The organism is Fulvimarina endophytica (assembly GCF_003403015.1).
Lineage (GTDB): Bacteria > Pseudomonadota > Alphaproteobacteria > Rhizobiales > Rhizobiaceae > Fulvimarina > Fulvimarina endophytica.
Map to the genome: position 1 here is coordinate 1 of NZ_QURL01000006.1, position 13,880 is coordinate 13,880.

Genomic DNA, 13,880 nt, shown 5'->3' on the forward strand with positions numbered 1-13,880 from the left:
GAAAAGACGGCGGGCGCAAAAACACCTCCGGAAAAAACCCAGCCCGAGTACCCTCATCCCCCATAGGCCTCAAACGACGAGCCACCCCTCGCAACGCGCCGGACAAGACAGGATACGGATTCGTACCGGCGCAAGGGCCACCGTGCCGAAACGTCAACCGGGCAGGCACAGAAACGACCCCACGACAGGCCTAGCTGAATGGTGAGGGCTTAGGGGGGATAGGGAAGGGCAGGCGAGGTCAGTAAAGGCGATCGCGATCGCGATCGGGGAGCAAGGTCCCGGAAGCAAGGCCGATAAGGCAGCGCGAGGCCGACAAGGCAGCGCGAAACAGGTAATCGTCAGACAAGCCCCGTCATGACGAGGACGCCCCTACCGTCAGCCTCCCTCGCGTCCCCTCAGGAAAACCAACACCACACTCAGGCCTCACGCGCCCCAAACGACGCACCAGACGCCGCCTTAGGCGACGCACCGGGCCCGTCAGTCCCAACAGAGCCAGCCTCGTGACGAACAACGGCCCCGCCGCGCTCAACGCCGCCATCCCCGCCCGCCAAAAAGCCCCCGCGGCTAAGAATGAAATCTCCAACCGAAGCCAAACCAAAACCACGCTTCAAATCCGTGAAAACAGTCGGACGAAAACCTCGAGCAAGACCAGAATCAATGCGGAGGCGCTCGAGGTCCACATCCACATGGACCGCAAGATCGGTCTTGTTCACGATCAGAAGGTCCGAGCGGCTGATCGCAGGGCCCCCCTTGCGCGGAATGTCCTCCCCCTGGCAGCAGCTGATCACGTAAAGCGTCAGATCCGCCAGATCGGGCGAAAACGTCGCCGCCAGATTGTCCCCGCCGCTTTCGATGAACACGATGTCCAGATCCGGAATGCGCGAGGTCAGGCGGTCGATCGCACGGAGATTGATCGACGCATCCTCCCGGATCGCCGTGTGAGGGCAGCCGCCCGTCTCCACGCCCTCGATCCGATCCGACGACAAGGCCTGCATCCGAACCAGAGCATCCGCATCCTCGCGTGTGTAGATGTCGTTGGTGACGACGGCGATCGACAGCCGGTCCCGAAACAGTTCGCAAAGCCGCGCCGTCAGAGTCGTCTTTCCGACACCCACAGGCCCGCCGATGCCGACCCGCAGGGGACCGTTGGGTGAGCGGGAAAATTGACTTGCGGGGGCAGTCGGGGCTGGATTCATGACAGGAAGAGCCTTCCGGCAAGGGTTTCGTGGCGCAGGGCGTCGATTTCGGCGGCAAAGCACGCGGTTCCGAGATCGTCGGGCGTCGCGGTCGCTGCCCGTTCGGCCGTCTCGAGGATGGCGGGCTCGAGCCGGCTCATCGCGTCCGCCGCTCCCGTCTGCCCGATGAGGGACAGGCGGATCGCGGCCTGGAGCTGTGCGAGAACCGCGCCGTGGAGGAAGACGGCGAGCGTATCGAGACGCTCGAAATCATGGAGAGCCGCCATCCGTCCGATGGCGACGGGCAGGGGCAGGGCGTCGTCGGCGAGGGCGATGGGTGCACCCTTCGTTCCGCCCCTTACGCTCTTGGCCCAAGGCGAGACGGCCGCCATGAAGGACCGCCCCTGATCGAAGGTTTCCGCGAGGCGCTCGGCAGAGCCGGCAAAGGCTCGCACCATTGCCGCGAGATCGAGGAGAGCCGTCTCGTCGGCGGCGCTGCGATGGGCCGTGGCGAGAAAGACCGCATCGTTCCAAAGGAAGCCCGAGGCGAGAAGGCGGGCGATGCGGGCGGTCAGGTCGCAGGCACCTGCGAGCCGGTCCTCTGCGATCGCCGTTTCGAGACCGGCCGAATAGGCGTAGCCACCGATGGGGAAGACAGGCGAGAGCCAGGACAGAAGTGCGAGGGGCGGCGCCATCTCAGTCCGTCGACCGTTCGGCGCCCGTTCGCGGCATTGCGACGTCGTGGGAATGCCCTCCGCCCGCCACCGGATCATGCTCGTGTGCGTGAGCATGTCCGTGGCCGTGGCGATGCTCATGGGGGTGCTCGTGTTCGTGCCCGTGCCCGTGATGAACATGATGTCGGGAGGAAGTGCCGGCCATCTCGTCATAGGCCCCGCCTTCGGGGTCGAAGGGCTCGTCGACGAAATCCAGACCCGCGCCGAGCCCCGTCAGCATGGCTTCGATCACATGATCGCGGCGGATCAGAATGCGGTCGTCCTCGATCTGCGCGGCGAGGTGCCGGTTGCCGATCTGCCAGGCGAGAGCGTTGAGATGGCGCCGGTCGCGACCCGACACGGCCACGAGGTCTTCGGGGACCGCGCGCACCTCGATCACCCGCCCGTCCTCCAGGACAAGGCCTTCGCCATGACGCAGGAGCCGGGCGCGGGGAAGGTCCAGGAGAATGTCGATCCCGCCGTCGGAGGTCATGACCATCCGCCTGCGATGGCGCGCGGTCTCGTCGAGAGTGATCGTGTCGGCAGGGGCTTCGGCCCGGGCACGGACCTCGCGGACGCGGATCATCGCGTCTCTCGCTTGACGGCCCGCACATAGGCGCCGAGCACGTCGTTCATGCGGGTCTGGTAGCCACGCCCCTGCGCCCTGAACCAGTCGACGATCTCGGCGTCGAGGCGGATGGTGAGCTGCTTCTTGGTCGGGACGACCTCGCCCGGCGCAACGAGCCGCATCTCGGCGAGCTGGGCGTCGGTCAGCTCGGGAATGTCGGAGAAATCGATGTCCTCGTCGCGCAAAGCATCGAAGCGTTCCCGTTCCTCCTTCGTGGGCTCAGGAGGGTTCGAACCATCAAGCCGGAAATGTACGGTTGCCATAGATCTTCCTTTCGCGATCACTTGCCTTTCGGGCCGATACGATACGGATGGCGTCGGGAACCTCCGTGAAAACGACGACGTAAAGACGTGTTCCGACCATTCCGATCGCGATTTCCCTGACCTCGTCATACACGAAGCGGTCGTCTTCGAAGATCAGTCTGAACGGATCGGAAAAGACAGCTGCCGCCGTCTCGAAGCGCACGGCATGCTTCCGGACATTGAGTTCAGCTTTCCGGTCGTCCCATTCGAAATCCATATGTAACTACATTCGTCGTTACATTCAATTCGCCTCAAAACAGGAAATAGCGCTGCGCCATCGGCAGAACCTCGGCGGGCTCGCAGGTGAGAAGCTCGCCCTCGGCGCGAACCTCGTAGGTTTCGGGGTCCACCTCGATATGGGGCATGGCGTCGTTGAGCTTCATGGCGGCCTTGCCGATGCCGCCGCGCGTGTTCTCGACGGGAAGCATCGCCTTCGCCGTGCCGAGCCTTTCGCGCAGCCCGTCCTCATAGGCCGCCTTCGAGACGAAGGTAACGGAGGAATTGGTGCGAGACCTGCCATAGGCGCCGAACATCGGGCGCATGTGCACGGGCTGGGGCGTCGGGATCGAGGCGTTCGGATCGCCCATGGGGGCGGCCGCGATGGTGCCGCCGATGAGCACCATGTCGGGTTTGACGCCGAAGAAGGCGGGCGACCAGAGGCAGAGATCGGCGCGCTTGCCCACCTCCACCGAGCCGAGATGCCTGTCGAAGCCGTGGGTGATCGCCGGATTGATCGTGATCTTCGCCATGTAGCGCTTCACGCGCAGATTGTCGTTCTCGCCGGTTTCTCCTGCGAGGCGTCCGCGCTGACGCTTCATCTTGTCGGCGGTCTGGAAGGTTCGGATGATCACCTCGCCGACGCGGCCCATGGCCTGGCTGTCCGAGGCGATGACCGAGAAGGCGCCGAGATCGTGGAGGATGTCCTCGGCCGCGATGGTCTCCTTGCGGATGCGGCTTTCGGCGAAGGCGACGTCCTCGGGGATGTTGCCGTCGAGGTGGTGACAGACCATCAGCATGTCGAGATGCTCGGCGATGGTGTTCAGCGTGTAGGGCCGGGTCGGATTGGTCGAGGATGGGATGATGTTGGGAAGGCCCGCCACCTTGATGATGTCGGGCGCATGGCCGCCGCCCGCACCCTCTGTGTGGAAGGCATGGATGGTGCGGCCCGCGATCGCGTCGATGGTGGATTCCACGAAACCGCTCTCGTTCAGCGTATCGGTATGGATCATCACCTGAACGTCGTAGTCGTCGGCGACGGTAAGGCAGGTGCGGATCGCCTCGGGCGTCGTGCCCCAGTCCTCATGCAGCTTGAGGGCGCAGGCGCCGCCGAGGATCATCTCCTCGAGCGGCCGGGCGTTCGAGGCGTTGCCCTTGCCCGAAAGGGCGAGGTTCATCGGAAAGGCGTCGAAGGATTCGATCATGCGGGCCAGATGCCAGGGCCCCGGGGTGCAGGTGGTCGCGAGCGTTCCGTGCGCCGGGCCCGTGCCGCCGCCGAGCATGGTCGTCACGCCCGACATCAGCGCCTCCTCGATCTGCTGGGGGCAGATGAAGTGGATATGGCTGTCGATGGCGCCGGCGGTGAGAATGCGGCCTTCGCCGGCGATCGCCTCGGTGCCGGGCCCGACGATGATGGTGACGTTGGGCTGGGTATCGGGATTGCCGGCTTTGCCGATGCCGGCGATCCGTCCGTCCTTCAGGCCGATATCGGCCTTGTAGATGCCGGTCCAGTCGACGACGAGCGCATTGGTGATCACCGTGTCGACGGCGCCGTCCGCGCGCGAGACCTGGGACTGGCCCATGCCGTCGCGGATCACCTTGCCGCCGCCGAACTTCACCTCCTCGCCATAGGTGGTGAAATCCTTCTCCACCTCGATGACGAGTTCGGTATCGGCGAGGCGAACCTTATCGCCGGTGGTGGGGCCGAACATGTCCGCATAGGCGGCGCGGGAAATGGTGGCGGGCATGGGTCGATCCTCTTGCAGTCCGTCCTGACGGCGGTTCGGGCCTGATCCTTCAAGAAGGCAGCACGGCCGGTATGCGAAGCGTACGCGCGATAGCCTCCCTACGAAGCCGCGCCGAACTCGCCGCGAAATCCGGTGATGCGGCCATTGCCGGCGAACGGGATCAGGCTCACCTCGCGCTCCTGTCCGGGCTCGAAGCGGACGGCCGAGCCCGCCGCGATGTCGAGGCGCCTGCCTCTCGCGGCCTCCCGGTCGAAGGAGAGCCCGGGATTGGCCTCGGCGAAATGGTAATGGCTGCCCACCTGCACGGGACGGTCGCCGGTATTGACGACCACCAGCGTCAGGGCCTCCCGGCCCTCGTTGAGCACGATCTCGCCTTCGCGCACGAAGAACTCTCCGGGAACCATGGCGCGGTCTCCTCTAGCGGATGGGTTGGTGGACGGTGACGAGCTTCGTGCCGTCGGGGAAGGTGGCTTCCACCTGCACGTCGTGGATCATCTCCGCGACGCCTTCCATCACCTGGCTGCGGTCGAGAACCTTCGCGCCCGCCTGCATCAGTTCGGCGACGGGACGGCCGTCGCGGGCGCCTTCCACCACGAAATCGGTGATCAGGGCCACCGCTTCGGGATGGTTCAGCTTCACGCCGCGCTCCAGCCGGCGGCGGGCGACGACGGCCGCCATGGAGATCAGCAGCTTGTCCTTTTCGCGTGGACTGAGGTTCAAGGGTCCGTTGCCTCCGGATGGATGGGTGAGCGGGGTTCAGATCGACCAGCAACGGGGCAGAGCATAGCCGCCGCGCAGGAGGAGGAGAAGTGGCAGGAGCCTTCGGCGAAGCGCGAGCGCGCCGGTTGCCATCAGCCGCACGAGGAGCTTGCCGTCGAAGAAGCTCGCGCCGCCGCTCTCGCCGAGGATGGCGCGCGCCGGCTCGAGGCACGCCTCGGCCTCGGGCGAAAGAAGAAGGACGGTGGCATGGGCGCGCCGGCCGCCGGCCACGGCGGCACCCTGAAGCATGTCGTCGATCGCGCCCTCGATGCGCAGCGCCTCGATATGCACCGGTCGTCCAGCCCGGCGGATCGTCCAGCGATCGGCGAGAGCGCCGGTCTGCACGATCTCGCCCATGCCGCTGCGACCGAAGACCAGGGGCTCGCACAGGAGAAGGCTGGCATCCTCGGCGAGATCGCAGGTGATGGAGCGCGAGAATCGGGCGCCGTCGAAGAGGATCGTCTCCTGGGCGAGCCAGTCGAGGCGGGCGCCTCGACCGACCGTCAGGTGAACCTTCGTCTCGGCCCGCCCGTCCACGGCCCGGTAGAGCCGTTCGGCGGTCTGGGTCGCCAGCGTCAGATGGGTTCCGTCGCCGGCCTCGCAGCGCCAGGCGAGCCGGTCGCCGCCCGTCATTCCGCCCGAGGTGTTGAGGAGGACGGCTTCGAGGCGTCCGGCCGAATGGCTGTTCGGGAGGCGGATGCGCGCCGATCCCTCCTGATAGAGGTCGAAGAGCCGGCTTTCTCCGCCGGCGCCGCGCCGCGCGCTGACGAGCCCGGTGCCGCTGCTGCGCTGCATGCGCGGCGACGAACGGCCGACCGTTCCCTCCGGGGCCGCTGCATCCATCCGTTCGGCAAGTCTCGTCATCGGGTCCGGCATTTCCTCGCATCCGCCCCGCCGCGACTGGCGACGACGGTCTGGGCGTCTTGCCCGGATCGAGCCGAGTGACGCAAGGATCGTGCCATGACGAGGAGGCCGCCGTCCGGCCGCCCATCCGCTCGCCTTGCCCCGCTCCGCCGAAGAGGGGGATGCGACTTCTTCCGTCAGGCTGACCGAAAATTAGCCAGCCGCGCGTGCAGGGCGGCGGGTGGCGCCGGGCATGGCGGGGAGCACCGCCGCGCCAAGGGCCCGTCCGGCGGGACTTGCGAGGGCGAGGGGGCGGGACACCGCGGCCTCCTCGCAGACGCGGCCCTCGTCCATGACGAGAACGCGCGATGCGAAGCGTTCGACGAGGCGCAGATCGTGGGTAACGAACAGATAGGCGAGGCCCGTCTCCCGGCGCAGATGCTCGAAGAGATCGAGCATCTGGATCTGGAGATGCAGGTCGAGATTGGAGACCGCTTCGTCGAGGACGATCAGCTTCGGCTGAGGCGCGAGCGCGCGGGCGATGCAGACGCGCTGGAGCTGGCCGCCGCTCATCTGGCCGGGAAGCTTGTCCGCATCGCGCGGCTCGAGCCCGACCCGCCGCAGAAGATCGGCGATCGCCGGCTCGCGCTCGCTCTTCGAAAGCTTGAGGAGGTGGCGCAGGGGCTCGGCGAGGATCGCGCGAACCGTGGAGCGCGGATCGACGGCGCCGAGGGAATCCTGGAAGACCATCTGCACCGATCGCCGGAAGGCGAGGCGTTCGGCCTTCGACAATTCATCGAGCGGACGGCCCTCGAAGCGGACGCATCCGGCATCGGGGCGCTCCAGACCCACGAGAAGGCGGGCGAGGGTGCTCTTGCCGCAGCCGCTGCGGCCGAGAAGCCCGACGGTTTCGCCGGCCTCGATCGACACCGAGACCGCGTCAAGGACGCGGGTCTTCTGCCGCTCGCCCCAGCCCATGCCGGTCTCGTAGGCGCGCGAGACCGCGTCGGCGGCGAGAAGGCTCATGGGGCGACGTCCGGCGCGTAGAGGGAGAGATGGGCATCGACCAGTCTGCGCGTCACCGGATGGGCGGGCTCGTGGAACATCCGGTCGATCCCCCCGGTCTCGACGATACGTCCCGCCTCCATCACCGCCACCCGGTCGGCCAGCCTTGCGACGACGCCCATGTCGTGGGTGACGAGGAGGATGCCGAGCCCGCGCTCCTTTCTCAGCCTGTCGAGGCAGTCGAGGATCTCGCTCTGGACGATGAGATCGAGATCGGTCGTCGGCTCGTCGGCGAAGAGAAAGGGCGCCTCGCTCATCAGGGCGAGGGCGATCATCATGCGCTGGAGCATGCCGCCGCTCATCTCGAAGGGATGGAGGGCGAGGATCCGGTCGGGTTCGCCGAGACCCGCATCCGCCATGGCGCTTGCGATGATCGCGTCCCATCGCGGCTTCGGGAAGCCGAGAGCCTTCAGGGTCTCCTCGGCGTGGCGGCGCATGGTGAGCACGGGATTGAAGGCGCTGCGCGGCGCCTGGAGGATGGTCGCGACCTTGCGGCCGCGCACGGTCTTCGGCTGGCAGGGCTCGCCATCGACGAGGAGCGTTCCGGTCTCGCGCCATGTTCCGGGCGGCAGGACGTCGAGCGCGCCGGCGCAGGTCATCGACTTGCCCGAGCCGCTGGCGCCGACGAGCGCCAGAACCTCGCCGGACGAAAGCGAAAGGTCGATCCCGGCGACGAGAGGTGCGCGCGCGCCGCCTCTCGCGCGCACCGTCAGGTTCGCGATGTCGAGCCTTCGGGCGGTCAATGGGCATGCTCCATGCGCAGATGCGGGTCGAGGCGGTCGCGGACGGCGTCGCCGAGAAGGTTGAAGGCCATCACCGTGACGAAGAGGGCGAGCCCCGGCCAGATCATCAGAAAGGGTTCGGTCCAGATGAACTGGCGCGCATCGTTGAGCATCACGCCCCATTCGGCCGTCGGCGGCACGACGCCGAGGCCGAGGAAGGAGAGGCCGGAGACGTGCAGCATGATGTGGCCGATATCGAGACTGGCGAGAACCACCAGTTGGGAAAGGGTCGCGGGCAGGAGATGGACGGCGAAGATCCGCAGGCGCCCGACGCCGGCGAGCCTCGAGGCGAGGATGAAGTCGCGATGCTTCAGGGACAGGACGATGCCGCGCACGATGCGCGCATACCAGGCCCAGTGGGACAGGGCGATGGCGATGACGACGTTGACGAGCCCGGTGCCGAGCATGGCGACGAGGAAGAGGGAGAGGACGAGGGTCGGGAAGGTGAGGAAGACGTCGGTGAAGCGCATCAGCACCTGGTCCGTGCGGCCCCCGGCAACGCCTGCGATGCCGCCGATCGTGATGCCGAGGACGAGGATCAGCGAAAGTGCGATCGCGACTGAGCCGAGCGAGACGCCGGCCCCGGCCACCAGCCGGGCGAGGACGTCGCGGCCGAGATGGTCCGTGCCGAGGAGATGGGCGGCGCTCGGGCTCTGAAGGCGCGCCGAAAGGTCGACGGCGTTCGGCTCGTAGGGAACGAGGAAGGGCCCGAAGATGGCGACCAGCACGATGGCGAGGACGAGGCCGAGTGCGATGCGCCCGGTCAGGCCGAAACGCGACCCTCGCGCGCTCGCGGGGGCATCGCCCGTATGGATTGCGAGATCGCTCACCGCGTTCCCTCCCCGGAGAGCCGGATGCGCGGATCGGCATAGGCATAGGCGATGTCGACCACGAGATTGCAGAGGACGAAGATCGCGACCATCAGGAGCGTGAAGCACTGGACGACCGGATAGTCCCGGTTGAAGACCGCCGAGACGGCGTAGCGCCCGACCCCCGGCCAGCCGAAGATGCTTTCGATGATGAGCGTGCCGCCGATGAGTTCGCCCACATGCATGCCGGTGGCGGTGACGATGGGAAGGAGCGCATTGCGCAGGATGTGCGAGCGCTCGACCTTGCGATCGGACAGGCCCCTAAGGCGCGCATAGGTGACGTGGCGCTGGCCGGCGACCTCCAGCATGGAGGCGCGCAAGAGCCGCGCATTGATGGCGAGCGACATCAGCGAGATCGCGATGGCCGGCATGACGATGTGCGAGAGGCCGCCTTTGCCCATGGCAGGCAGCCAGCCGAGCTCGACGGAGAACAGGAAGATGAGGAGGAAGCCGAGCCAGAAATTCGGCATGGAGACGCCGAGAAAGGCGACGACGCGCACCGCGTTGTCGGGCAGGCCGTCGCGGTGGCGGGCCGCCCAGATGCCGAGGGGCACCGAGATCGCGAGGGTGAGGAGAAGCGCGAAGCCGGCGAGCTGGAGCGTTGCCGGCAGATAGTGGAGAAGATCGGGCAGAACCGGCCGCTGGAGCGCGTAGGAGACGCCGAAATCGAGATGGAGGGCGCTCCACAGCCAGTCGAGATATTGCACGAGGATCGGCCGGTCGAGGCCGAGAAGTTCGCGCGCGGCCTCGACCGCTTGCGGTGTCGGCGGCAGGCGCGACAGGCGCAGATAGTCGAGCGCGGGATCGCTGGGGCCGAGCCGCAGCACCAGGAAGATCACGAGGGAAGCGCCGAGCAGCATCGGCACCATCAGCGCCAGCCGCCTGAGGATGAAGAGGGCCACGGCTCAGAGATCCCCGGGCTCGATCGCCTCGAAGGGGACCTCGCTGGAGAGTGCGCCGAAGGGCACCTTGCCGAGGCCGGGCCGGGCGACGAGCATCGCATTGGTGTAGACGAGCGGCAGATAGACCGCCGCGTCGTGGAGGCGCGTGATGATCTCCCTGTAGAGAGCCCTGCGCTCCTCCTCGTTGCGGGTGACGAGAACCTTGCCGATCTTGCCGTCGATCTCGGCCTTGTCGTCGAGCCCCAGCTGGGCCTGATAATCGGCATGGGCTGGAACGCGCATGGCCGAGAGGAAGGCGTGCGGATCGTAGAGCTTGCCCCAGGTGGTGTTGAAGATCATGCCGAAGCGCCCGTCGCGCTGGCGCGCATAGACGCTGCTTTCCTCCTCGCCGACGAGCTCGACGGCGATGCCGATGCGGGCGAGATCGGCCTGGACGATCTCGGCCATGGACTTCAGGACGGCATCGTTGCCGGTGAAGCAGAGTTCGATTCTCAGGGGCTCGCCGTCGCGCGAGCGGGTGCCCCCGTCCTGCCGCGTCCAGCCGGCCTCGTCCAGCAGCCGTTCGGCAAGAACGGGGTCGAAGGCATAGGGTTTCAGGCCGATATCGGCATAGGGAACGCCCGGCTCGAACAGGGTATCGGCACGCTCATGGGTGCCGGACAGGACCGCCGAGATCATCGTGTCCTTGTCGACCGCATGATTGATGGCCTTGCGCACGGCGATGTCGCGGGTCGGGCCGCGATTGGTGTTGAGGGCGAAGGTGCGTGTCTCATAGGGCGGGGAAAGGGCGGTGACGTAGCCGTCCATGGCCTCGAAGCGCTTGAAGCTGTCGGGCGAGATCGGGCCGTCCGCGCCGTAGATGAGGTCGATCTCGCCGGTCTGAAGAGCGATCGCCCGGGAATTGGGATCGGGGATCACCTTGACGTCGACCTCGTCGAGCGCCGGCGCCTTGCCCCAATAGGTCTCGTTGCGCCTGAAGAGATCGTGTTCGCCGAGACGTGTTTCGGCAAGGACGAAGGGCCCGGTTCCGATCGGCGCCGCGATGCCGTCCATCGTGCCGCCGTCGACGAACTGGGAGGGGGCGACGAAGCGGAAGGGGCGCGGCAGCGCGAGTTCCTCAAGGACGGGATAATAGGAGTCCTTCAGGGTGAGGCGCACCCTATGGTCGTCCAGGGCCTCCGCTTTCTCGATCTGGTTGGCGAGCTCGAGCCAGGCATGGCGTTCGCGATTGGCGAGGATCGCCTCGAAATTGGCGACGACCGCCTCGGCATCGAAGGTCTCGCCATTGGAGAAGGTCACGCCCTGGCGAAGGTGGAAGGTATAGGCGCGGCCGTCCCCGGACACCTCCCAGCTTTCGGCGAGCCAGGGCTCGAGCGTGCCGTCCTTGCCGTATCTGACCAGCGGCTCGTACACCATGGATTGTGCGAACATCTGGTTCGGCGTGTAGAGATGCGGGTTGAGCGGGCCCACATTGACGGGCCAGGAGAAGTTCAGGCGTTCGAGGGCCGATGTCACGGTCGCCGAGCCGGAAAGAAGGCCGATCGCGAGGGCAAGGGACAAAGCGAGGCGCATGGTCGTCTCCGGAACGGTGAGTATGAGCTTTGTCTCAATACATCATACCACCGATTCGTCCAGCCTTCGCTGCGGTGCGGGATAAAGAGGAGAGACCATGCAGCGGATCACGATCACCGTCGACGACGACCTGATGGCCGATCTGGACCGGATGATCGAGACCGGCGGTTATCCAAACCGGTCCGAGGCGATCCGCGATCTCGCCCGGCTCGGACTGCGCGAGGCGGCCGCGCGGACCGGAGAAGTGCGCGACTGCGTCGGCGTGCTCAGCTATGTTTACGATCACGAGGCGCGCAATCTCTCCAGCCGCCTGACGACCACCCATCATCACCACCGCGACATCTCCGTCGCCGCCCTCCACATCCATCTCGACGCCGACCAGTGCCTCGAGATCAGCGTCCTGAAGGGCAGGAGCGACGAGGTGCAGGACTTCGCCGACACCATCATCTCCCAGCGTGCCGTCTCCTATGGCGAGCTGAAGATCGTGCCGCAGGGCCCCCGGCACGATCGTGGACATGATCACGATCACGATCACGACGGCGAATCCGGGCCGGCCTGAGCCCGGCCCGGCAAGCCTCCACACCCGTGAGCGCCCGGTGGGCGGACGCCGTCAGTCGGGTTTCGCGTCCACCTCGAAGGCTTCGAGCTCCGGCCGCCTGCCGATGGTGACGTGATCGATGTCCTCGGCCGCGAACCCCTTCATGATCGAGGGGATCATCATGCAGACGAGGACGAAGATCGGCAGGCCGACCACGGTGATGACCTCCTGAAGGGCCGTCAGCCCGGCCTCGCCGGCAAGCAGGATCAGCATGGCGGCGATGAGCCCCTGCACCATGCCCCAGAAGACCCGCTGCCGGGTCGGGCCGGCCTTCTGGCGACCGGTGCACAGCATGTCGACGACGAGGGAGGAGGAATCGGCCGAGGTTGCGAAGAAGATCGCGACGACGGCGATGGCGATGCCCTGGACGAGGGTCGTCAGCGGAAGTTCGGCGAAGAAGGCGAACATTGCGAGCGGCACCGATTCGGACACGGCCCGGCTGATGGCGCCGGCATCCTCGCCCATGGCCGCGCGGGCGGCCTGGCCGAGGCCGTCGATCTCCATGGCCTGCCAGCCGAAGATCGCGAACCAGATCACGGTGAAGAGCGAGGGGGCGAGCAGAACGCCGAACACGAATTCGCGCACCGTGCGCCCGCGCGAGATGCGCGCGACGAAGATGCCGATGAAGGGCGACCAGGTGACGGTCCATGTCCAGTAGAACACCGTCCAGTTCGCCTGCCATCCCCAGTCCCCGGTGCCGAGGTTCTCGCCGTGGATCATGTCGTTCCAGAAGGCGAGGCGGGGCAGATTGGAGAGATAGAGGCCGAAGGTCTCGACGATACCGCGCAGCAGGAAGAGCGTGGTCCCGGAAAGGAGAACGAAGATCAGAAGGCCGACGGCCATGGCGATGTTGATGTTGGAGAGGATCTTCACCCCGCGATCGAGGCCGGCGGCGATCGAGAGTACGGCGATGGCGGTGAGGCTCGCGAGAATCGCGACGCGAAGCAGCGTATCGTCGCCCCATCCGAACAGTTCCGACAGGCCGGCCGAGATCTGCGAGGAGCCGAGGCCGAGCGAGACCGCGACGCCGAACAGGGTTCCGATGATCGAGGCGATGTCGATGGCCTTGCCGACCGGCCCGTAGATGCCCTCGCGCAGGAGCGGATAGAAGACCGAACTCACCCGCACCGGCAGGTCGTAACGGTTGATGAAATAGGCGAAGGCGAGGCCGGGAAGCGCGAAGATCGTCCAGGTGTGGATCGCCAGATGATAGAGCGAGATCGAGATCGCGTCCTGTGCCGCCTCGATGGTGAAGGGCTCGACGCCGGGCAGGGGCGGGTCCTTGTAGTGGCTGATCGGCTCGGCGACGCCCCAGAACATCAGGATCGTACCGATACCGCCGGCAAAGAGCATCGTGAACCAGGAGATGTTGGAATATTCCGGCCGCGAATCGCGCGGGCCGAGGCGGATATGCCCGTGCCGGGAGGCGGCCGCGAAGATCAGGAAGCCGAGCCAGACATTGACGCCGAGAATGAAGAACCAGCCCAGATTGGTGACGATCCAAGCGCGGCTCACGGAGAAGATGCTGCCGATCTGATCGGGGATCGCGACGAGAAGGATCACGAAGCCGAATGTCAGACCTGCCGATACGAAGAAGATGTCCGTATCGACCTTCAGACCGAGACGCGTTGCCAGAGAGTTCAAGAGCTTCCTCGTCGTTGCGTTGATCGGGGCATCGGGCCGAAACGTGGACCCGGCATTCGGGCCA

15 protein-coding genes and 1 pseudogene are annotated in these 13,880 nt (G+C 66.4%); 1 reads left to right on the forward strand and 15 read right to left on the reverse strand.

Annotated elements, in window-relative coordinates:
• Positions 1–542: 542 nt before the first annotated feature.
• The 14 genes and pseudogenes from ureG to nikA form a co-directional block, all read right to left on the reverse strand.
• Positions 543–1,196 (reverse strand): annotated as a pseudogene (gene ureG, locus DYI37_RS14585) (urease accessory protein UreG); the annotation flags it as partial.
• Positions 1,193–1,870: an urease accessory protein UreF gene (locus tag DYI37_RS14590; protein ID WP_158555186.1), complete on the reverse strand. Its 678-nt coding sequence runs from the start codon at positions 1,868–1,870 to the stop codon at positions 1,193–1,195. The pseudogene ureG and the gene DYI37_RS14590, both read right to left, overlap by 4 nt.
• A gap of 1 nt (position 1,871) precedes the next feature.
• The gene (locus DYI37_RS14595) at positions 1,872–2,474 is read right to left on the reverse strand and encodes an urease accessory protein UreE (RefSeq protein ID WP_116684012.1); all 603 of its coding nucleotides are present in this window, start codon (positions 2,472–2,474) and stop codon (positions 1,872–1,874) included.
• Positions 2,471–2,779 carry a BrnA antitoxin family protein gene (locus DYI37_RS14600; protein ID WP_116684013.1) on the reverse strand — a complete coding sequence of 103 codons (309 nt, stop codon included), beginning with the start codon at positions 2,777–2,779 and terminating at the stop codon, positions 2,471–2,473. Before DYI37_RS14600 ends, DYI37_RS14595 begins: the two co-directional genes overlap by 4 nt.
• The gene (locus DYI37_RS14605) at positions 2,754–3,035 is read right to left on the reverse strand and encodes a BrnT family toxin (RefSeq protein ID WP_116684014.1); all 282 of its coding nucleotides are present in this window, start codon (positions 3,033–3,035) and stop codon (positions 2,754–2,756) included. Before DYI37_RS14605 ends, DYI37_RS14600 begins: the two co-directional genes overlap by 26 nt.
• A gap of 34 nt (positions 3,036–3,069) precedes the next feature.
• Complete coding sequence (gene ureC, locus DYI37_RS14610; protein ID WP_116684015.1) at positions 3,070–4,782, reverse strand: urease subunit alpha; 1,713 nt, start codon at positions 4,780–4,782, stop codon at positions 3,070–3,072.
• A 98-nt stretch (positions 4,783–4,880) separates the two neighbouring features.
• Positions 4,881–5,186, reverse strand: coding sequence for an urease subunit beta (locus tag DYI37_RS14615; protein WP_116684016.1), 306 nt, complete (start codon positions 5,184–5,186; stop codon positions 4,881–4,883).
• Between the two features lie 13 nt (positions 5,187–5,199).
• Positions 5,200–5,502: an urease subunit gamma gene (locus DYI37_RS14620; RefSeq protein ID WP_116684017.1), complete on the reverse strand. Its 303-nt coding sequence runs from the start codon at positions 5,500–5,502 to the stop codon at positions 5,200–5,202.
• Between the two features lie 36 nt (positions 5,503–5,538).
• Complete coding sequence (locus DYI37_RS14625; protein ID WP_245413936.1) at positions 5,539–6,405, reverse strand: urease accessory protein UreD; 867 nt, start codon at positions 6,403–6,405, stop codon at positions 5,539–5,541.
• A gap of 192 nt (positions 6,406–6,597) precedes the next feature.
• Positions 6,598–7,410 carry a nickel import ATP-binding protein NikE gene (nikE, locus tag DYI37_RS14630; RefSeq protein ID WP_116684018.1) on the reverse strand — a complete coding sequence of 271 codons (813 nt, stop codon included), beginning with the start codon at positions 7,408–7,410 and terminating at the stop codon, positions 6,598–6,600.
• Positions 7,407–8,192 carry an ATP-binding cassette domain-containing protein gene (locus tag DYI37_RS14635; protein ID WP_116684019.1) on the reverse strand — a complete coding sequence of 262 codons (786 nt, stop codon included), beginning with the start codon at positions 8,190–8,192 and terminating at the stop codon, positions 7,407–7,409. Before DYI37_RS14635 ends, nikE begins: the two co-directional genes overlap by 4 nt.
• Positions 8,189–8,998, reverse strand: a complete 810-nt coding sequence (gene nikC / locus DYI37_RS14640) for a nickel ABC transporter permease subunit NikC (RefSeq protein WP_425365052.1) — start codon at positions 8,996–8,998, stop codon at positions 8,189–8,191. The genes DYI37_RS14635 and nikC overlap by 4 nt, the downstream gene beginning before the upstream one ends.
• 59 nt (positions 8,999–9,057) lie before the next feature.
• Positions 9,058–10,002, reverse strand: coding sequence for a nickel ABC transporter permease subunit NikB (gene nikB / locus DYI37_RS14645; RefSeq protein WP_116684021.1), 945 nt, complete (start codon positions 10,000–10,002; stop codon positions 9,058–9,060).
• A gap of 3 nt (positions 10,003–10,005) precedes the next feature.
• Positions 10,006–11,574, reverse strand: a complete 1,569-nt coding sequence (gene nikA, locus DYI37_RS14650; protein WP_116684022.1) for a nickel ABC transporter substrate-binding protein — start codon at positions 11,572–11,574, stop codon at positions 10,006–10,008.
• A gap of 97 nt (positions 11,575–11,671) precedes the next feature.
• Between nikA and nikR the strand changes: the two genes are divergently transcribed.
• The gene (gene nikR / locus DYI37_RS14655; protein WP_116684023.1) at positions 11,672–12,133 is read left to right on the forward strand and encodes a nickel-responsive transcriptional regulator NikR; all 462 of its coding nucleotides are present in this window, start codon (positions 11,672–11,674) and stop codon (positions 12,131–12,133) included.
• 51 nt (positions 12,134–12,184) lie between these two features.
• Here the strand turns inward: nikR and DYI37_RS14660 are convergent, their stop codons facing one another.
• Positions 12,185–13,816, reverse strand: coding sequence for a BCCT family transporter (locus DYI37_RS14660; protein WP_116684024.1), 1,632 nt, complete (start codon positions 13,814–13,816; stop codon positions 12,185–12,187).
• Between the last annotated feature and the right edge of the window lie 64 nt (positions 13,817–13,880).